The organism is Pseudomonas sp. LW8 (assembly GCF_041956865.1).
GTDB classification, from domain to species: Bacteria; Pseudomonadota; Gammaproteobacteria; order Pseudomonadales; family Pseudomonadaceae; genus Aquipseudomonas; species Aquipseudomonas siliginis.
On record NZ_CP168138.1, the window covers coordinates 4,780,856 to 4,799,747 of the forward strand.

General features: G+C 60.5%; 20 protein-coding genes and 1 pseudogene. 13 read left to right on the plus strand and 8 right to left on the minus strand.

Annotated features, from left to right (window positions below):
* The first annotated feature begins 18 nt into the window (after nt 1-18).
* From AB9L16_RS21575 to ggt, 6 genes are all read left to right on the plus strand, one after another.
* Entirely contained in the window at nt 19-189 is a 171-nt protein-coding gene (locus tag AB9L16_RS21575; protein WP_330221322.1) for a hypothetical protein, read from the plus strand.
* Between the two features lie 6 nt (nt 190-195).
* Nucleotides 196-471 carry a bacteriocin immunity protein gene (locus tag AB9L16_RS21580; protein ID WP_076564112.1) on the plus strand — a complete coding sequence of 92 codons (276 nt, stop codon included), beginning with the start codon at nt 196-198 and terminating at the stop codon, nt 469-471.
* 97 nt (nt 472-568) lie between these two features.
* Nucleotides 569-835: a bacteriocin immunity protein gene (locus AB9L16_RS21585; RefSeq protein WP_252876894.1), complete on the plus strand. Its 267-nt coding sequence runs from the start codon at nt 569-571 to the stop codon at nt 833-835.
* Nucleotides 832-1,101 carry a bacteriocin immunity protein gene (locus AB9L16_RS21590; RefSeq protein WP_076564114.1) on the plus strand — a complete coding sequence of 90 codons (270 nt, stop codon included), beginning with the start codon at nt 832-834 and terminating at the stop codon, nt 1,099-1,101. The genes AB9L16_RS21585 and AB9L16_RS21590 overlap by 4 nt, the downstream gene beginning before the upstream one ends.
* A 51-nt stretch (nt 1,102-1,152) precedes the next feature.
* Nucleotides 1,153-1,401 (plus strand): bacteriocin immunity protein, encoded by a 249-nt coding sequence (locus tag AB9L16_RS21595; protein WP_150638764.1) that lies wholly within the window; start codon nt 1,153-1,155, stop codon nt 1,399-1,401.
* Nucleotides 1,402-1,617: 216 nt separating this feature from the next.
* On the plus strand, nt 1,618-3,450 hold the full coding sequence (ggt, locus tag AB9L16_RS21600; protein WP_375122685.1) for a gamma-glutamyltransferase: 1,833 nt from the start codon (nt 1,618-1,620) through the stop codon (nt 3,448-3,450).
* 54 nt (nt 3,451-3,504) lie between these two features.
* On the opposite strand, the gene AB9L16_RS21605 is transcribed toward ggt, so the two are convergent.
* The 4 genes and pseudogenes from AB9L16_RS21605 to AB9L16_RS21620 form a co-directional block, all read right to left on the minus strand.
* Entirely contained in the window at nt 3,505-4,104 is a 600-nt protein-coding gene (locus AB9L16_RS21605) for a flavin reductase family protein (RefSeq protein ID WP_375122686.1), read from the minus strand.
* Between the two features lie 217 nt (nt 4,105-4,321).
* Nucleotides 4,322-4,882, minus strand: coding sequence for a methyl-accepting chemotaxis protein (locus AB9L16_RS21610; protein WP_241663599.1), 561 nt, complete (start codon nt 4,880-4,882; stop codon nt 4,322-4,324).
* Nucleotides 4,862-5,638: pseudogene (locus AB9L16_RS21615) on the minus strand (PAS domain-containing protein); the annotation flags it as partial. The gene AB9L16_RS21610 and the pseudogene AB9L16_RS21615, both read right to left, overlap by 21 nt.
* A 114-nt stretch (nt 5,639-5,752) precedes the next feature.
* On the minus strand, nt 5,753-7,066 hold the full coding sequence (locus AB9L16_RS21620) for an MFS transporter (RefSeq protein ID WP_375122687.1): 1,314 nt from the start codon (nt 7,064-7,066) through the stop codon (nt 5,753-5,755).
* Nucleotides 7,067-7,408: 342 nt separating this feature from the next.
* On the opposite strand from AB9L16_RS21620, the gene AB9L16_RS21625 reads away from it, so the two are divergent.
* Entirely contained in the window at nt 7,409-8,827 is a 1,419-nt protein-coding gene (locus AB9L16_RS21625) for a short-chain fatty acid transporter (protein WP_375122688.1), read from the plus strand.
* Nucleotides 8,828-8,887: 60 nt separating this feature from the next.
* On the opposite strand, the gene AB9L16_RS21630 is transcribed toward AB9L16_RS21625, so the two are convergent.
* Nucleotides 8,888-9,178, minus strand: a complete 291-nt coding sequence (locus AB9L16_RS21630) for a nucleotidyltransferase family protein (protein WP_042609686.1) — start codon at nt 9,176-9,178, stop codon at nt 8,888-8,890.
* A gap of 217 nt (nt 9,179-9,395) precedes the next feature.
* Here AB9L16_RS21630 and AB9L16_RS21635 point away from each other — a divergent pair, with 217 nt between their 5' ends.
* On the plus strand, nt 9,396-10,568 hold the full coding sequence (locus tag AB9L16_RS21635) for a hypothetical protein (protein ID WP_252886802.1): 1,173 nt from the start codon (nt 9,396-9,398) through the stop codon (nt 10,566-10,568).
* A 174-nt stretch (nt 10,569-10,742) separates the two neighbouring features.
* Nucleotides 10,743-11,267 carry a lysine methyltransferase gene (locus AB9L16_RS21640; RefSeq protein WP_375122689.1) on the plus strand — a complete coding sequence of 175 codons (525 nt, stop codon included), beginning with the start codon at nt 10,743-10,745 and terminating at the stop codon, nt 11,265-11,267.
* A gap of 9 nt (nt 11,268-11,276) precedes the next feature.
* Here the strand turns inward: AB9L16_RS21640 and can are convergent, their stop codons facing one another.
* Entirely contained in the window at nt 11,277-11,921 is a 645-nt protein-coding gene (gene can, locus AB9L16_RS21645; RefSeq protein ID WP_039761245.1) for a carbonate dehydratase, read from the minus strand.
* Between the two features lie 140 nt (nt 11,922-12,061).
* On the opposite strand from can, the gene AB9L16_RS21650 reads away from it, so the two are divergent.
* Nucleotides 12,062-12,466, plus strand: coding sequence for a serine kinase/phosphatase (locus AB9L16_RS21650; RefSeq protein WP_315435707.1), 405 nt, complete (start codon nt 12,062-12,064; stop codon nt 12,464-12,466).
* A 120-nt stretch (nt 12,467-12,586) separates the two neighbouring features.
* Here the strand turns inward: AB9L16_RS21650 and rimI are convergent, their stop codons facing one another.
* Together rimI and AB9L16_RS21660 are read right to left on the minus strand one after the other, a co-directional pair.
* The gene (rimI, locus tag AB9L16_RS21655) at nt 12,587-13,039 is read right to left on the minus strand and encodes a ribosomal protein S18-alanine N-acetyltransferase (RefSeq protein ID WP_375122692.1); all 453 of its coding nucleotides are present in this window, start codon (nt 13,037-13,039) and stop codon (nt 12,587-12,589) included.
* Nucleotides 13,032-13,778, minus strand: coding sequence for an energy transducer TonB (locus tag AB9L16_RS21660; protein ID WP_375123781.1), 747 nt, complete (start codon nt 13,776-13,778; stop codon nt 13,032-13,034). Before AB9L16_RS21660 ends, rimI begins: the two co-directional genes overlap by 8 nt.
* Nucleotides 13,779-14,020: 242 nt before the next feature.
* Between AB9L16_RS21660 and mksB the strand changes: the two genes are divergently transcribed.
* The 3 genes from mksB to mksF are packed head-to-tail and all read left to right on the plus strand — an operon-like array spanning nt 14,021 to nt 18,829.
* A complete protein-coding gene (gene mksB, locus AB9L16_RS21665; protein ID WP_252884839.1) occupies nt 14,021-15,301 on the plus strand; it encodes an Mks condensin complex protein MksB in 1,281 nt (426 codons plus the stop codon).
* Nucleotides 15,291-15,992, plus strand: coding sequence for an Mks condensin complex protein MksE (gene mksE / locus AB9L16_RS21670; protein ID WP_016773189.1), 702 nt, complete (start codon nt 15,291-15,293; stop codon nt 15,990-15,992). The genes mksB and mksE overlap by 11 nt, the downstream gene beginning before the upstream one ends.
* The gene (gene mksF, locus AB9L16_RS21675) at nt 15,989-18,829 is read left to right on the plus strand and encodes an Mks condensin complex protein MksF (RefSeq protein WP_041480021.1); all 2,841 of its coding nucleotides are present in this window, start codon (nt 15,989-15,991) and stop codon (nt 18,827-18,829) included. The genes mksE and mksF overlap by 4 nt, the downstream gene beginning before the upstream one ends.
* Nucleotides 18,830-18,892: the final 63 nt, after the last annotated feature.

Here is an 18,892-nt window from a genome sequence, read left to right on the forward strand (position 1 = left end):
GAACAGAATGTTGGTCGCATGCGTAAGGGTAAGGCGCCACGTGTGCGTAAAGCCGATAGAGTCGGCGGTAGAAAGTCTTATGAAATTCACCATCTCGAAAAAATATCCAAGGGTGGTGGCGTATATGACCTAGATAACCTTCGAGTAAATACTCCTCGGAACCATATCGATATACACCGGCGTGAATAGGCAAATATGAAAGACACCTTATTAAAAGCCAGCATTTCTGAATACACAGAGGCCGAATTCGTCGCGCTACTACAAGAGCTCGCGAAAGAGGATGAAGAAGCTGAAAACGATGATCGTGCTGATTTACTGTTGGCGCACTTCGAGACAATCAGCGAGCATCCAGCAGGATCGGACTTGATCTACTACCCGGAGCCTGGTGCTGATAACTCCCCTGTGGGGGTAATGCAAAGTGTCAGGGACTGGCGAGAAGCACAGGGATTGCCGGGGTTCAAAGGCTCTTGATAAATCGTGTCGTTGAGGGTTCGAGCCGTCGAGTTAACTTTGGCTGTCACGATTTATTGCGTCTCAACACATCCAAGATTCGTGCATGAGATAGGCAATGGCAACGGAATTCCTTATTAAAGACGATTTGTCAGATTACACCGAGCAAGAATTCATCAACATCCTTGAGGGCATTATCGGAAATGAGGGGAGCGAAGAAGAAGAAAGCAAGCTCGTTCTTCACTTCAATTTGATTTGTGGACACCCAACAGGATCCGATTTGATTTTTTACCCTGAAGATGGCGCCGATGACTCGGCACAGGGAATCATTGAGTCATTGAAGAAATGGCGTAGTGACCATGGGCTGTCGGGCTTCAAGCAATGATAAGAAAACGCACCAAGCAAAGCATAGCTGACTACACAGAATCAGAATTCATCTGTTTCGTGAAAAATATAAGAGCAGTCAACAGAAGTGGGTCTGACAAGGAGCTTGGCAGATTGCTGGCGGAATTCAGGGCTTTGACCGGCCACCCCGCTGGAACAGACCTGATCTTCTACCCCGAGCCCGGAGCAGATACAACATCTGCCGGAATAGCTCGTACAGTCATGGCATGGCGCGAAGCGAATCGACTACCTGGGTTCAAGACATGAATCCTGCCGCCCTTTTCATTTGTAACTGTGGAACTACAACTTGGGAGTGTCATGACTAACATATCCGACTACACCGAAGCAGAATTCTTGAAATTTGTGCAATCTGTTCTTGCAGCCAACACAAGCCCAGACGAGATTCTCGATCCGCTGTTGTTTGAATTTGTACGTCTGTGTGAGCACCCAGCGGGCACTGACCTTATCTATTGGCCCGAGGATATGAAACAACAAACAGCCGAGAGCATTACCGAAATCGTGAAAAAGTGGCGCTCTACCCATGGTCTGCCGGGCTTCAAGCAATAAGTTTCTGACTCACTAACCCTGCATCACTCTCAAGAAGATCGCACCACCCGAGCTACCGCTTTCGCGAGCAGGCTCGCTCCCACAAGGGCATCGTTTTCGGCCGATCGATTGGCGCGGCCGCTGAGCGGGAGGGCTGTAATCCCCACGCAGTTTGCACCCCGCCGGCCCACTCGATAAAGTCCCCGAAGACTTCTACCCCACGGACGGAGAGCCCGCGTGTTTCCAGCCCAGCCCTTGAAGCGCTTTCACCTGCCAGCCCTGACACTGCTTGTCAGCGCTCTGACCCTCACCGCATGCAACGCCCCGCCCTCTTCTTCGTTGCCGCTGGCACCGGAAGCCGCTTCCGGTTACCGCACTGATCTGCAAACCCGTCATGCCAATAAACACATGGCCGCTGCTGCCAATCCACTCGCGGCCGAAGCCGGGCGGGAGATGTTGCGTCAGGGTGGTTCGGCGATTGATGCGGCGATTGCGATGCAGGCGGTGTTGACGCTGGTTGAGCCGCAGTCTTCCGGGATCGGTGGCGGGGCGATGATTGTGTTGTGGGATGGCAAGCAGGTGCGCACCTATGACGGCCGCGAAACGGCGCCGGCCGGGGCCACCGAGAAGCTGTTCCTGAAGGCTGACGGTAAACCGATGGCCTTTACGCAAGCGCAGATCGGCGGGCGCTCGGTCGGTACGCCCGGGGTATTGCGGGCGCTGGAGCTGGCGCATCGACAACACGGTCGCTTGCCTTGGGCGAAGCTGTTTGAGCCAGCGATCAAACTGGCCGAGCAAGGCTTTGCGATTTCCCCGCGCCTGCATTCGCTGCTGACTGCCGATCCACTGATACGCCAGTCGCCAGACATGGCCGCGTACTTCCTCAATGACGATGGCAGCGTCAAAGCTGTCGGCACACGCCTGCAAAACCCGAAATTGGCTGCCGTGTTCAAACGTATCGCCAGCGAAGGTGCCGATGCGCTGTACAAAGGTCCGATCGCCGAAGAGATCGTCGCCAGGGTTCAACAGCACGCCAACCCCGGCAGCCTGTCGCTGAACGATTTGCAGCGTTATCAGGCCAAGGAGCGCGCGCCGCTGTGTACCGACTACAAGCGTTGGCAGGTCTGCGGCATGCCGCCACCGTCGTCGGGCGGGATCGCCGTGGCGCAGATTCTCGGCACGTTGCAGGCGCTGGAGACTCGCGACCCACGCCTGTCGCTGACCCCGCTCAAACCAACGAAAACCGATAAGCCGGCCGGCATCGAACCGGTGCCGCAAGCAGTGCACCTGATCGCCGAGGCTGAACGTCTGGCCTATGCCGATCGTGCGCAATACGTGGCCGACACCGACTTCGTCCCGGTACCGGTCAAAGGTCTGCTCGATCCGGCCTACCTGGCCAGCCGCGCCAGCCTGATCGGCGAGCGCAGCATGGGCAGCGCCAAACCGGGCACACCGCCGGGCGTGCAGGTTGCCTACGCACCGGACCGCTCGCCGTTGCGCATCTCGACCTCGCAAGTGGTGGCGGTGGATGATCTCGGCGGCGCAGTATCGATGACCACCACCATCGAAGCCGCGTTCGGCTCGCACCTGATGGTTCAGGGTTTTCTGCTGAACAACCAGATGACCGACTTCTCGTTCATCCCCGAAGAGAACGGGCAGAAAGTCGCCAACCGCGTCGAACCCGGAAAACGCCCACGTTCGTCGATGGCGCCGACGCTGATCTTTGATCGCAACACTGGTGAATTTGTCGCCACGGTCGGCTCGCCCGGCGGCTCGCAAATCATCGAATACGTGGCGAAAACCACCATCGGCCTGCTCGACTGGAACCCCGATGCACAAAGTGCAATCAACCTGCCCAACTTCGGCAGCCGCAACGGTCCCACCGAACTGGAACAGGGACAGTTCAGCCCGGTGCTGATTCAGGCGTTGAAAGACAAAGGGCACACGGTCAGTGAAATCGACATGACCAGCGGCACCCAAGCGATCGTGCGGGTGAAGGATGCGCAGGGCAAAGCGACCTTGACGGGGGGTGCCGATCCTCGGCGTGAGGGAGAAGCGTTGGGGGACTGAAACACTGCATTGAAAAAAGGCCTGTCGAGCAGCAGGCCTTCTCCCAGGAATAAATCAGACCGCCAACGTCTTGCCATCCACCCCGTCCCCAATCTTCAGGAAATGCCCCCCCGCCACGTGGTGCAAGGTACGCAATCCATCCTGCCCTTCGAAATGCCAGCGCCCATCGCTGAACACACGCTCATCGGCCTGGGCGGCGATGACTTCGGCGAGGAACAGGTCGTATTGCTCGTGATTGCGCGGCTCTGGCAGCAGGCGGCATTCGAGCCAGGCAACACAGCCCTCGAGCAGCGGCGCTTCAACCTGTTCGCCGGCAAAGGTGTGCAGGCCGTACGCCTGAAATTTGTCGTGCCCCTGGTTGCGGGTGATTTCCAGGCCGGACGTATTGCCGACGGTTTGCACGATATCGGCCTGATTGACGCAAGGCACGTTCAGCACAAAGGTGCCGGAGGCTTCAAGCAACTGGCGAGTCCAGGTGGATTTGTCGAGGACGACGGCGACTTTCGGCGGTTCGAAATCCAGCGGCATGGCCCAGGCGGCGGCCATGATGTTGCGCTGGCCATCATGGGCGGCGCTAACCAGCACGGTCGGCCCGTGATTGAGCAGGCGATAGGCTTTGTTCAGGGGTACCGGACGGCGGTGGGAGTCGCTCATGGGGATCTGCTCCGGGGGAAAAGGAGCCGATTGTAGCGCTGTCACTGGCGAATCACAGAACCTGTGGGAGCGAGCAGATGCGGCGCTGCCCCTCGGTGATCGTTCCCACGCTCTGCGCGGGAATGCATCCTGTGACGCTCTGCGTCACGCCAGCGAAGGAACGCGGAGCGTCCCGGGCGGCATTCCCACGCAGAGCGTGGGAACGATCAGTGCGGTATCAGTGAGAGAGCTGATTGGCAAACTGCCCCACCGCATCCACCACTTTCTGCGCACCGTCCTGAATCTCGACAATCACCGTGCCCGCCTCCGCCGCCAGCGCCAGGCCCTGTTCGGCCTGAAGCTTGCCGTCGGTCATCAGAGCCACGGCATTGCGGGCCATTTCCTGGTTCTGCCGTACCACGCCGACGATTTCGTCCGTCGCCTGGCTGGTGCGCGAGGCCAGTTGCCGGACCTCGTCCGCGACCACGGCAAAACCACGGCCCTGCTCGCCGGCCCGGGCGGCTTCGATCGCGGCGTTGAGCGCCAGCAGGTTGGTCTGTTCGGCAATGCCGCTGATGGTTTTGACGATCGTGCCGATCACCAGCGACTGCTCGTTGAGCGCCTCGATACCTTCGCCAGCGGCTTGCATGTGCCGCGACAAATCACGCATCACGTTCACCGCTTCGGTGACGACCGTGGTGCCCCGTTGCGCGGTGCTGTCGGTTTGTTGCGAGGTGCTGTAAGCGATGCTCGCTGCGTCGGCAACCGCCTGCTCGCGGTTGACCTGATCGGTGATCACCGTGGCGAACTTCACCACTTTGTACAGTCTGTCGTTGGCATCGACCACCGGGTTGTAGGACGCTTCCAGCCACACCGTACGACCATGGCTGTCGATACGCTTGAAGCGGCCTGCGACGAATTCGCCACTGTTCAAGCGCCGCCAGAAGTTCTGGTACTCGGCGCTGTTGTACTCTTCCGGGGCGCAAAACGTGCGGTGATGTTTACCCTTGATCTGCGCCAGGCTGTAACCCATGCCGTTGAGGAAGCGATCATTGGCGCTGAGCACATTGCCGTTGAGGTCGAATTCAATCACGGCGGTGGAACGCACCAGCGCACCGATCAGGTTCTCATGCTCGCGGGAGGCTTCGATGGTGCGGGTCAGGTCGCTGGCGTAGAAGGAGATGTGTCTGATCCGGCCATCGGACGAGCGCACCGGTTGCACGATGGAACGCAGCCACGCCTCGTCGCCATTGCCGCGCAACAGGCGCACGGCGCCGGCAAAATGCTCGCCACGGCTCATCGAGTTCTTGAAGCGCTGATGGAATTCGTCGGTTTTGACGTGGGCCGGGACGATGTCTTCGATTGCCCGGCCGATCAGGTCCTGGCTCTTGTAGAACATTTCATCGAGAAAATTCTGGTTGACCGAACGAATCCGCCCGTCGGGCTCAAGGGTCAGCGCGAGCATTTCGCTTTCCAGGCTTTCCTTCACTTGTACAAGGCTGGACAGTTCTTCGCGCAGAGCGGCCAGCTCTTGCTTCAAGCGTTTATTGAACATGGGAAAGCACCGATGGCAGGGTAGTTAGCGGATACAACCTTGCCATCGGCCTTGCGCAGCTTTTCTGAAGCCAGCTCCAGACCCGTCAGTCGAAAATAATCCGGCGCTTGCGGATCAGGCAGCGCCGGCCGCCTGACACGGTCCGGTACGTGGCATGCGCGCACCGAAATACGCCGCCGTCACACCCCCCACCGCGCCCATCACTGCACAGAAGATCACGCAGATCCATGGGCTCCACGGCATCAGACCAATCAGCAACAGCGGCGTGATACTTGCCCAGGCGGCGTAGGCAATGTTGTAGGTGAAAGAAATGCCCGACACGCGAATCCGCGCCGGAAACAACCCGACCATCACCGAAGGCACCGCGCCCACTACCCCACAAGCCAGGCCGGCGACCGCATAGGCCATGCCGATCCAACGGCCGCCGATGATCAGACAGCCATACAGCACGCCAATCCCCAGCGGCAGCAACAGGCTGTAGAGCATGACCGTGCGCCAGGCGCCGATGCGATCGACCAGCAGTCCGGCGATCACGCAGCCGATATTCAGAAAAACGATGCCCAAGGCACTGAGGCCGAAGGTGTGGCTGGCGGCCATGCCGAAGGTTTTCTGCATCATCGTCGGGGTGATGACCACGAACACCACCACCGCCGAGGTCAGCACACAGGTGAGCAACATGGCCGGCAGCATGGCCAGACGATGTTCACGCAGCACCGTGCGCAGCGGCAGCTCGACCCGCGCCTCGCGCTGCGCTTCCATGGCCATGAACACCGGGGTTTCGCTGAGCCAGCGGCGCAGATAAACGCCCACCACGCCGAACACGCCGCCGAGCAGAAACGGATAGCGCCAGGCGTAATCGAGAATTTCGGCAGGCGTGAAAACCTGCGCCAGGAAGGTCGCCGTGAGTGCGCCGATCAAGTAACCGAAGGTCAGGCCGGCCTGCAGAAATCCCAAGGCGTAACCACGATGGCCGACAGGCGCATGCTCGGCGACGAACACCCAGGCACTCGGCACCTCCCCCCCCACCGCTGCGCCTTGCAGGATGCGCAGCGCCAGCAACAGCAAGGGCGCGAAATAGCCGATCTGTGCGTAGGTCGGCATGATCCCGATCAGCAGGCACGGCAGGGCCATCATCAGGATGCTCAGGCTGAACACCTTTTTGCGGCCCAGACGGTCGGCGAAATGCGCCATCAGAATCCCGCCCAACGGCCGCGCCAGATAACCGGTGACGAAGATGCCGAAGCTTTGCAGCAAACGCAGCCACTCGGGCATTTCCGGGGGGAAGAACAACTGACTCAGGGTCAGCGCGAAGAATACGAAGATGATGAAATCGTAGATTTCCAGCGCCCCGCCAAGCGCAGCAAGGCCGAGGGTCTTGTAGTCGGCACGGCTGAACGGCGCCGGTCGGGCTGGAGAATTGGCAGTCATGACAAAGAACTCAGGCATCGGCAAAAACCAAGGCGCCCATGGTCTACGCAAAAGCACGGATCGACAACCCGTCAGACCATAGTCTCGGTTTGCGAAAACCTGCTCAACAAAAGGGCGGCGCTTGATTTACTGTTAGCGCCTGTCCAAGGGACCACGCCAACACCGACCAGCCGCCCATGTGGGAGCGAGCCTGCTCGCGAAAGCGTCAGTTCAGACAACCTGATGCTGAATGTGCCGACGTCTTCGCGAGCAGGCTCGCTCCCACAGGGTTCTCTGTGGCTGTCGAGCCGGGCGACTGCTCCCACGGATCAAAATAACCATAAAAAATCCGAGGTACTTCCTGTGGCCGTTGATATCGAAGATAGCCGCTCCGCGCGCTTTGCCCTGCGCTGTTCCAGTTTTGCCGAACGCTGGTTTCCCGATTCCTGGGTATTCGCCGCGTTGGCCGTGATCATCGTTGCGCTGGCCACTCTGGCCATGGGCGCCAAACCCACCGCTGCAGCGATGGCCTTCGGCGACGGCTTCTGGAGCCTGATCCCGTTCACCATGCAGATGGCCTTCGTGGTGATCGGCGGCTACGTCGTCGCCAGCTCTCCGCCCGCAGTCAAACTGATCGACAAACTGGCACGCATCCCGAAAAACGGCCGCTCCGCCGTGGCTTGGGTGGCGTTGATCTCGATGGTCGCCTCCCTGCTCAATTGGGGTCTGTCGCTGGTATTTGGCGGGCTGCTGGTACGCGCCCTCGCCCGCCGCACCGATCTGAAGATGGATTACCGCGCCGCCGGTGCCGCTGCTTACCTGGGCCTCGGCGCGGTGTGGGCGCTGGGCTTGTCATCGTCGGCCGCACAGTTGCAGGCCAACCCGGGCAGCCTGCCGCCGTCGATCCTGTCGATCACTGGCGTAATCCCGTTCACCGAAACCATTTTTCTCTGGCAATCCGGGGTCATGCTGCTGGCGCTGATCGTGATCTCGATCATCATCGCCTACGCCACCGCGCCCGGGCCGAACTCGGCACGCGACGCCAAGGCCTGCGGCATCGACCCGGCGTTCAACCTGCCGCCGCTGCAACCGCGCACTCGCCCCGGTGAATGGCTGGAACACAGCCCGTTGCTGATCATTGTGCTGGTGCTTCTGGCGGCGGGCTGGCTATTCCACGAGTTTTCGACCAAACCGGCGATCACTGCGATTTCCGGCCTGAACACCTATAACTTCCTGTTCATCATGCTCGGCGCGCTGCTGCACTGGCGCCCGCGCAGCTTCCTCGATGCGGTGGCCCGTGCGGTGCCGACCACCACTGGCGTGTTGATCCAGTTTCCGCTGTACGGCTCGATCGCCGCGCTGATGACCACGGTCAAAGGCGCCGACGCGCAAACCCTCGCGCATCACATCTCGACTTTCTTTGTCAGCATCGCCTCCCACGACACCTATGCGCTGCTGATGGGCGTGTATTCGGCGATTCTCGGTTTCTTCATCCCGTCCGGCGGCGGTAAATGGATCATCGAAGCGCCCTACGTGATGCAAGTCGCCAATGACCTGCAATACCACCTCGGCTGGGCAGTGCAGATCTACAACGCCGCCGAAGCCCTGCCGAACCTGATCAATCCGTTCTATATGCTGCCGCTGCTGGGCGTGCTCGGGTTGAAGGCGCGGGACTTGATAGGCTTCTCGTTCGTGCAACTGCTGGTGCACACGCCGCTGGTGCTGCTGTTGTTGTGGGCGCTGGGGACGACATTGGCGTATACGTCGCCGGTGATGCCGTAAGTCGATAAAAACGCACCTGCTCAAGGGCAGGTGCTCTCAAAACTTGGTTTGATCGCTGCTTTAGACGGGTCGCGCCTGATCAAGCACCTGCTGACGAAATTTCACTGGCAGGTCGCCGGGGGTCAGCACCTCGACCGCAACACCCAGCAGGTCTTCAAGCTCAACCTGAAGTCCGCCCAGATCAAAAAGCGTCGTGCCGGGCAGCGGGTCAACCAGCAGATCGAGATCGCTACCGTCCAGATCCGTCCCCAGCAATGCTGAACCAAATACACGCGGGTTGGCCACGCGAAAGCGCCCGATCACTTCGCGGACGGCGGACCTTTGCATGTCGAGAGCAGTAGAAGGCTTCATGACTCACCCTTGGAAAATTCGATGTCGCTGCAGTCTAGCAGTGCGGACGCGCACCAGGCAGCGTGCTTGTTGGCACAGCCGTAACAATATGTGCGCTGCTTGGGTAATACCGCATTCAGGCAAGAATCCACACTCAACCGCTTTTCTGTCAAACACCACTGATCCACTATGAAGCGCCCCCAAATCGAGGGGAACCCACGCTGAAAAGGATCTGAGCATGTTCAAACTCGCAGGACTTACCCTCGTTGCACTGACGCTAAGCGCCGCCGTCCACGCCGATGTCGACGTAAAACTGGGCAGCACCGAGCGCGTCACCCGCCTCTTCGCCTACCCCAACAATTGCAGCGTGATCTGCTTTCGCAACTGGACGCTGGAGCAGACCGTTGCTCACTACCTGAGCCAGAGCGTCCAGCGCGACGGTTACGCCGATGCCAAGGTGCTGGTGAAAACCGACAACGATCAGCTCTACGCCGAGATCACCGGAGTGCCGGACGGCTATGACAAGCCGCTGTCGGCGTTGCTCGACGCCGGCGACCTGGCTTATGCCGGCGCCAGCAAGCTGAATGCCGATGGCAAGTGGGCCTACAGCTGGTATCTGTTCCTGCCGCTGGGCATGGCCCTGGAAAATCGCAAGAGCGTCGAGTTGCTGCACTTCCCGCCTGACTACTCGCTGACCCAGGCGCAGGACTATCTGCGCTCGAACACCACCGATCGCTGGGCGACGTTGCTGACCGATAACGGCATCCCCGCCGGGCAGACGCCGGCTTACCAGACCATCATCGACATCGCGCCGATCGCCGCGCCGTCCAATGCCGGCGGGGATCTGGAGGATGTCTACGACTACTTCAAGGATTACCAGACCACGCTGGTCAAGCAGTTCAGCCAGACCGCCAGCGGCGCGACGCTGCCGATGGTTGCGTTCGGGGCGCCGGTGCGCAACTGGATCAAGGAACAATACGGGCCGACCTTGGGGGTGCTGGGGCTGGCGAGCATCAGTCCGGCCGAAGGAGTGAATGTGCCGGTGCTCGGCTCGAATCATCCGAGCTATATCTGGTACGCCGCCGATCCGAAAAGCTATACCGGCGACGATGCCCAGGCGAAGGCAGACGCGGCGGGCTTGAAAGTCATGGGCCAGGATTTGAGTGCTGCCTGCTGGCAGGCGGCAATGGGCAGCAAACCGGGCAGCGATGCGCAGGCCACGCTGAACAGTTGCACGCAAACATGGCAGGTGACGCAAAAGGTCAAAACCTGCGAGTTGTTCTATACCTCGATCCGCAACCTCAGCGCTGAACAAGCGGCTGCCAAGTGCGCCACGCCACGCATCAAGACACAGCTGCAACAGCTGAAAGCGCCACTGCCTGCGGCCGCCGTGCCCGCACCAACTCTGTAATCGCTACTGGAGTCCCCCGTGTCAGCCAATGCTGACGCGGGCCAGCGGTGATCGCGCCTGTCAGGTTTGACAGTAGACCGCTACCTTCAATTGCGCGACGCTTGGATCCAATCATGCCTCGCCTGGCGGGGCATGGGCACAACCCGGAGGCAACACTCAACAACAAGGATCGTTATGAACAATCAAGCCATGGGCCGGCACCTTCCACGCGATACAGAAGGCATCTATCCGTTCGCCGGACTTCCGGTGCGACTGGGCTTCCCATCCTGCCAGGACTTTCAGATTATCCACGACGAACGTGGCATGGCCACGGCGGTGGTCGCGCGCCGCGAGTTTCTGCGCATTAGCCGAATGTGCCGGATTTCCGGGCAATTGCTGCCCTATCGCTGTCGACAGACCCGTCAGTTGCAAACCGGCATCCACGTTTACGATCCGCGCTTTTGCGGTGTGCTGGAACACGCCTGCGATCCGAATGTATTTCTCGACATGAGCGAGTTGTGGCTGTGGGCCTTGAAAGATATCCATAGCGGCGAACATCTGAGCATTGATTACGCATCGACCGAAGACAAACTGCTACGCCAGTTCGCCTGCGATTGCGGCTCGTCGCGCTGCCGTGGCTGGATCACCGGTTACGACGAACCACCCACGCCTGAAGGCCAGCGCTTTTTACAGCGCTGGCGGCATCCAGGCCGTAACTGAACGCCGCGGTTACGGCGCGCCGACCGGACGCAAACGGTATTGCGGCGGCAACTGTTCGAAACCACTGATGGTGGTATTGAGACTTTTCCAGCGGCCGTCCTTGATCCCGTAGATGCAGCCGTGGATCGACAGCGGCTGTCCGCGATGCCAAGCGTTCTGGATGATGCTGGTATGCGCGACGTTGGCCACTTGCTGGATCACGTTGAGTTCGCACATGCGATCGACCTGCTCTTCTTCGGTCGCCAGCTTGGCCAGCTCTTCGCGCTTTTCGTAATAAAGATCGCGAATCGACCGCAGCCAGCCGTCGATCAGGCCGAACTGGCGATCCTGCATCGACGCGCGCACGCCGCCGCAGCCGTAGTGGCCGGTGACGAGGATGTGTTTGACCTTGAGCACATCCACCGCGTACTGGATCACCGAGAGGCAGTTGAGGTCGGTGTGCAGCACGACGTTGGCGACGTTGCGGTGTACGAACAGATCGCCCGGCAACATGCCGACGATTTCGTTGGCCGGTACGCGTGCGTCGGAGCAGCCGATCCATAGATATTCCGGGGTCTGCTGGCGCGCCAGTTTGGCGAAGAAGTCCGGGTCTTCCTTGGTGATCGCGTCAGCCCAACGCTCGTTGTTATCAATCAGGTCTTGTAGATCGTGCATGGATAAGGCCTCAAGAAAGATGCGCAGGTTTGATAGACGACCACCCGTCGAAGTCACGCCGCCAGCGCAAAGTGTTTTCGTTGGAATTCTCGCGCGCCCGGTGAGTCCACTCAGTAAGGCCCACAGTATGAGGAATTGCCATGACTGATTCACGACGCCCTTATGATGCGGTGCAACCGGAACCCATCGACGATAACGAAGACCGCATGGGCTCGGTGCACGAGCTGGATTTCGACGACGAAGAGCCCAGCGCGAAAATCGGAGATGAGCTGCCCGAGCGTGAACGCGAAAAATTGATGCCGGCTGAGCGAGTGCGTGAGGCGGGTATGACCGGGGCTTCGGTGGATGATCATCAGCCGACCGACGACGACCTGAGCCCGGAAACGTTGATTCGCGAGGACGGCGCGCGCGATGCCGATGAACTCGGCGAGGGCAATCCGGCGGATTGGGATTTGAGCGAGGTCAGTGAAAACGACATCGGCGGCGGCGACGGGCTGGATGAGGCGGAACTGGCGGACCTGGATCCGCTGGATGGCAAGCGCTGATCCGCTAACTTGAAATTCGCCCCCTGTAGGAGCTGCCGAAGGCTGCGATCTTTTGATTTTGCTTTGGATCTTACAAAACCAGGATCATAAGATCGCAGCCTTCGGCAGCTCCTACAGAGCCTAATCCACCAAGGTACAGGCCATCACCACCGCATCTTCACGCCCACCCACCGCCGGATAATAATCGCGACGCCGGCCGATCTCGTTGAAGCCATACCGCTCATACAACTTGAGAGCAGCAGTATTGCTGTCGCGCACTTCGAGAAAACACTCGCGAGCCTCAGCCGCGTACGCTCGCGACATCAGATGCTCGAGCAACGTCAGGCCCAACCCCCGCCCCTGATTTTCCGGTTTGACCGTGATATTGAGCAGGTGCGCCTCATCAAGAATGATCTGCACCACGCCATGGCCAACCTGTTGCTGGCCTTCGAACATCAGCCAGATCTGGTATTTGCCCAGGCCATCGAGAAAAATCCCCCGGGTCCACGGATGGCTGTACGCGGCGTATTCGATCTTCAACACAGCGTCCAGATCCGCCTCGGTCATCGGGCGAAAGGTTACAGCCTCACTCATCGGATTGTTTCCAGCGCGCCATCAGCCGACGCATGGCTTGCCACACAGCGGCCTTGCGCTGTGGCTCTTCCATTAACAGTTCCAGACCGGGAATCGCCCAGGCCAGGCCCAGATCTTCGATCTGCAATTCACTATTGAACGCTTCGGCGTCCGCTTCCCCGGCAAACTTCAGCGCCGGCAGGCCGATCAGCCACAGACAGGCGCAGGGCGCCGCTTCCATCTGCACCGAGAGGAAACCCTGCACGAAGTCGCGCGCCGCTTCCGGCCCCTGATCCAGCGTACCGCGATTGAGCCACGGCCAGCGCACCGGTTCGCCGACGATCTGCGGCGCATCCGGCAGACCGGCGGCGCGCAGCATGTCCTTGAGCAGCAGGTAGGCCGGATCGCGACTCTGAAACGCTTCGCCTGTGGGTAACTCGACCAGCAGCAGGCAGCGCCCGGCGCGCAGCAGTTGCAGGGCAAAACGCGGCGGCGGCACTGGCGCAGGCTTGACCACCACCGGCGTCTCGTCGATCTCTTCCACCGGTTTGGCGCCGTTGCGGGTACTGGCCAGCGACGGACGCGGCACCTCGATTTTCGGTCGCTCGGCCTGACGCGCGGCAGGCTGCGCCGGTGCTTCGGCCTGAGGCGCCGGAACAACCGGTACCTCAAGCTCAGGCTCGGGCATCTCCAGCAGCTCGGGCCGCGACGGTGCGGCGAAAGGCAGTTCGGTGCGCGGCAGCCAGTTGACCACCTGCATGGCGTTCAAATAGGCGCGGCGGCGGGACTCGATAAGCAAAGGTCGGCCACTTGTGGATAACGGAAAGTGCGCTGATTCTACCGCCCTTCGCACAAGATCGCTCGCTGTTGATCGATACCCCGCGCTGCGCTGCGCCGCTGCCCTTTGGCCAAAGAATGCGACAGCCCGTCCCGAGAGTGAATCGCCGCGCCTGTGATGCAGTACAATCGCCGCTTTTAATCGCCAACCAGCCGGCCATTCCGATGATCGAACCCAAGCGCGTCTTGCGCGCCCTCGCTGAACACTGGGCACTTCTGGAGCCACTGTGCGAGCACTTCGACCAAGGCACCCTGAGCCTCAACGAACTGCGCACGCAACTGGCCGCCCAACAACTCGACAGCACGCCACAGGACATCACCAGCCTGCTCGACGTGTGGATTCGCCTCGATATTCTGGTTCCGGTGGCGAAAAGCCCGAACCGTTTCGAGCTCAACGCGCAGATCCACGACTTCCTCGCCTACCTGCGCCGCGAACACCGCCTCGGTCTGTGCCTGGAAATCGAAGCCTACCTGCGTCACCTTGAGCGTCTGGCCGGTTATATACAGGACGCTTTCGACGTCCGTGACGGCAACGATCTGGCGCGCCAGTTGCGTTTGCTCGACATGCGCGTGCGCGACGTACTGAAGAAACTCGACAACGATGAACAGGCCCTGGTGGCAGTCGCCGAACGGGCGAAGACCAGCGACCGGCAGATTCCGCTGCGTCAGCGTTACGCCGAGGTCCTGGCGACGTGGGACGAATACGTCGAGCCGATGATTGATCTGGTCAACGCCGACGGCGCCTTCGAACAAGGCGTGCGCAAGGTCGAAACCGTGCTGCTGAAGATGCTCAGCGAACAGCAGCGCCTCGGCCATCTGGTCGATGACGACATGCTCCTGCGCACCCACGCGCGCATCCTCGAAATGCAGACCAGCGCGCAACTGACCCTGCGTCATGCCCGCGAACTGCTGCTGCCGTTGCGTGAAGAAGCGCGTCGGCACAACGCCGTGACCCGTGGCGCCGCACTGGCGCTGGCGGCGATCCGGCGTAAGGGCATCGACGCCGTGCCGCAAGCAGCGATGCCACTGTTCACCCGCCCGCAAAGCACCTTCCTCGGCAGCGCCAGTCAGGTCGAAGCCTACGTCTACGCGCTGGCGCGTTTCGAGCCGAAACCGGCGCGCTTCCCCAAGGCGCACAAAACCCAGAAGACTGGCGACGCTCCACGTGCCCCCCGCACCGTGCGCGAGATGGTCGATCGTTGCGAAGAGTCCCTGCCGATGCCGGATCTGATGACCTGGCTGCTGGAGCAGGAACCGGACGGCGCCACCGACGAATTGCTTTACTGGTTCTCGCGCCTGTCGCGGGAAAAACGCTTCAAGCGCGAGCGTCTGGAACGCCGCGAATACCACACTCACGAGCATCAGGTCAGCCTGCGCTCCTTCGCCCTGCTCTCGGCCAGCGACAATGCCGCCGAGGATTCTGCGAGCATCCCAAATGCATCTTGATCTTTCCGAACTGTCGCAACTGGCGCCGATCTTCCGCGAGTTGTTCAAGGGTTACCACGTCAGCCGCCGTGATCCTGAGCTGTACGCACAACTGTCAAACTTCCAGGATCAGTACCGCACGCTGTTCAAGGCGCTGGGCTTTGAACTGGTCTGCGACACCCGTGGCTTCTACTATTTCGTGCCGGACATGGCCGCCGCAGCGGTGAACAAGACCGCCCAGCGTCTGGCGCTGTTCACCTTCATCCTCGTCGAGCACCTGGCCGATCAGGGCCGCGACCCGATTGCCGTGCTCGACGGCGGCAGCCTCGGCCGCGAAGAATTGCCGTCGCTGCTGGACAAGTACCGCGACCTGTTCATTCAGGCCGAAGTGCAGACTGTTGAAGAACTCGAAGAAAAAATCATGCGCCGCATGACCCAGCTCGGTTTTGCCGGCGAAGAAAACGGTGTCTACCGCTTCCTGCCGCCGATGCACCGTTTCCTCGACGTGTGCCTGTCGGTACAGCAGGACCGCGACCTGGCAGCCAGCGTCCACAGCGTTCTGCCGCTGCCGGCGCCGGTGCTGATCGACGAAGAAGCCGAAGCGAAATTCCTCGAAACCGACGATCCGCTCGATCTTTCCGAATTTGAAGAAGAAAGCGAAGAAGACGCACTGGCCCGCGCCATTGCCGAAGAACAGGAGTCCGATGCATGAGCCAGGAACGCTACGGCATCCGCCGCTTTGCCCTTTTGAACACCGCCGGTTACAGCCTCGGTCTGTTCCCGCTGGAAGAACCGTTGTCGGTTTACGGCGCGAACAACCTCGGTAAATCAGCGTCGATCAACGCCTTGCAGTTCCCGATTCTGGCGCGCATGTCGGACATGAGTTTCGGCAAGTACAGCCTCGAACAATCGCGGCGCTTCTACTTCGCCTCCGACACCAGTTACATCCTCGTTGAAGTCAACCTGCCCCACGGCCCCCACGTGATCGGCGTGGTCGGTCGCGGCCCGGGCGGCGGTTTCGGGCACCAGTTCTTCGCCTACGCCGGCAAGCTCGACCTGGCGCATTACCAGAAAAACGACACCTGCCTGCGCCAGAAAGAACTGTTCAGCAATCTCGAAAAAGAAGGCCTGAAAGCCTACGAACTCAAGCCGGATGAACTGCGCCGCTTGCTGGTTGGCGGCCACACGTCAATCCCGCTCGACCTGACCCTGATCCCGCTGCGCTCCACCAGCGAGCAAAGCCTGAAGACCTTCCGCGCGTTGTTCATCAACCTGCTGCACATGCGCGAAATCACCGCGGCCAAGCTCAAGCAACTGTTCCTCGATGCCTTCGAACACAGCCTGCGTTCGGGCAGCGTCGATTACATCGCCGCGTGCGAAGAAGCCTTCCGCGATGTGCGGCGCATGGAGCAGGACTACAACTCGCTGGTCGCTGCCGGCCCGTTGGTTGAAGCGCTGGCCAACGGCGTGAAACAGCGCGATGTGCTGCGCGGCAAACTGCATCGCCTGTCGCCGCTGCTCGATTCCTTGCTCGGCACCTGGTCGGACTACGCCACGGCGCGCAAGGAAGAGCTGACCATCCAGGCCGAGCACTACCGTCGCGAGCAGGACGATCTGCAGAACGATCAACGCGGTGGTACTCAGGAACTGATGCGTCTGGAGCGGGAAATTTCCGGCATCCAGCGCTGGCTCGGCGAGCTGTCGGTGCTGAAGAACCGCTTTGCCCTGGTCGATGACGTCAAAGTGCTCGAGCAACAATTGCTCGCCGCCAAGGATGCACACGACGAACTGGCCGGTGCCTTGGCGCAGTCGCGTCAGTTCAGCGCCGAAGATCTCGAAGAGCGTCTGCGCGATCTGGAAAAACGCCTGAAGTCGGTGAAGCAACAACTCGATCACGCTGATAACAACAGCTATGCCCGCCTGCGCGAAGAGTTCTCGCAACAGGACGTCGAGCGCCTGATGCGTCTGTTCAACAGCGCGCTGTTCAGCCTGCCGCTGGGCGAACACGGCATCACCCTCGACGAGAACGGTGAGTGGGTGAAATCCGTGGAGCTGATTCTTGATGGCTTCAAGGGCGAGCGCTTCGAAGTGCCGGGCCTGTCGATCGACATCTCGCACATTGAGCCGCCGGCCTTGCAGGCTCTGGCTGACCGCGCCGCGTTGCGCGATCAGAAAGAGCGTCTGGAAAAAGAGCTCAAGCAACTGAAAACCCAGCAGGCCGTGGCCGCCGACCGCGCCGCGAGCAAGACCCAGACCGAAGCGCTGTACCAGCAGGTGCTGGACGCGCAGAAGGCGCTGGAAGATTTCCGTCGCACCCAGACCCTGAGCGCCGAAGAAAGTGACAAGCTCGAGCAACTGGCGCAGATGGAAGCCGCGCAGGACGAACTCAAGCGCTCCAGCGATGCGTTCACCGAGCGCGTCCAGCAACTGTCGGCCAAGCTGCAACTGGTCGGCCGGCAGATCGCCGATATGGAGGCCAAGCAACGCACGCTCGACGACGCGCTACGTCGTCGTCAGTTGCTGCCAGCGGATCTGCCGTTCGGCACGCCGTTCATGGATCCGGTCGATGATTCGATGGACAACCTGCTGCCGCTGCTCAACGATTATCAGGACAGCTGGCAGGGCCTCCTGCGTGCCGATGGCCAGATCGAAGCGCTGTATGCGCAGGTGCGTCTGAAAGGTGTGGCCAAGTTCGACAGCGAAGATGATATGGAGCGGCGTCTATCGCTGCTGATCAACGCTTACGCGCACCGCACCGATGAAGCCCTGACCCTCGGCAAGGCGCGGCGCGCGGCGGTCACCGACATCGCCCGCACTCTGCGCAACATCCGCAGCGATTACGACAGCCTCGAGCATCAACTGGCGCTGTTCAACCGCGAGATCAACAAGCGGCAGGTTTCCAACCTGCAGAGCTTCCGCATCGTCCTCGCGCCAAATAAGGAAGCACTCAAGCACATCGACCAGATCATCCACAGCGCCGGGCAGTACGAAGAAGGCGAAACCCTGTCGGTGTTCGACCTCAGCCAGAGCGCCGAGCAGGACAACAAGAACGAAGAGGCCAAGGAATATCTGGCGCGGCTGGTGGCAGCGAACCACAACCAGCTCGGCCTCAAGGACTTGTTCGAACTGGCTTTCGAGATCACCAAGGTCAACGGCCAACCGGTGATCCACACCGACATCGACGGCGCGGCCTCCAACGGTACGACCATGACCATCAAGGCGCTGACCAACATGTACTTGTTGCTGCACTTGATGGATCGCGATCTGGCCGGCCGCGTGCGTTTGCCGTACTACCTCGACGAGGCGGCGGACATCGACGAGAAGAACCAAGCGGCGCTGCTGGAAACCAGTCTGCAACTAGGCTTCGTGCCGATTCTGGCGAGTGTGAAGCCGCAGGTCTGCGCCAGTGTCGCAATCGACCTGGAAGGCGGCAGCGGCCCGGCCGGGATCTACATCGATGAAGCGGACTGGAAGTACATCCGCCGCCATGATGTGGTCAAGGCCACGCTGAATGTGCAGGCGGATGAGCCGGAGCTGGATGCGGTTTGATCGGCTTTAGCTGAAGGCAAAAAGGGCCGCGATCTGCTGGGATCGCGGCCCTTTTTTATGGTC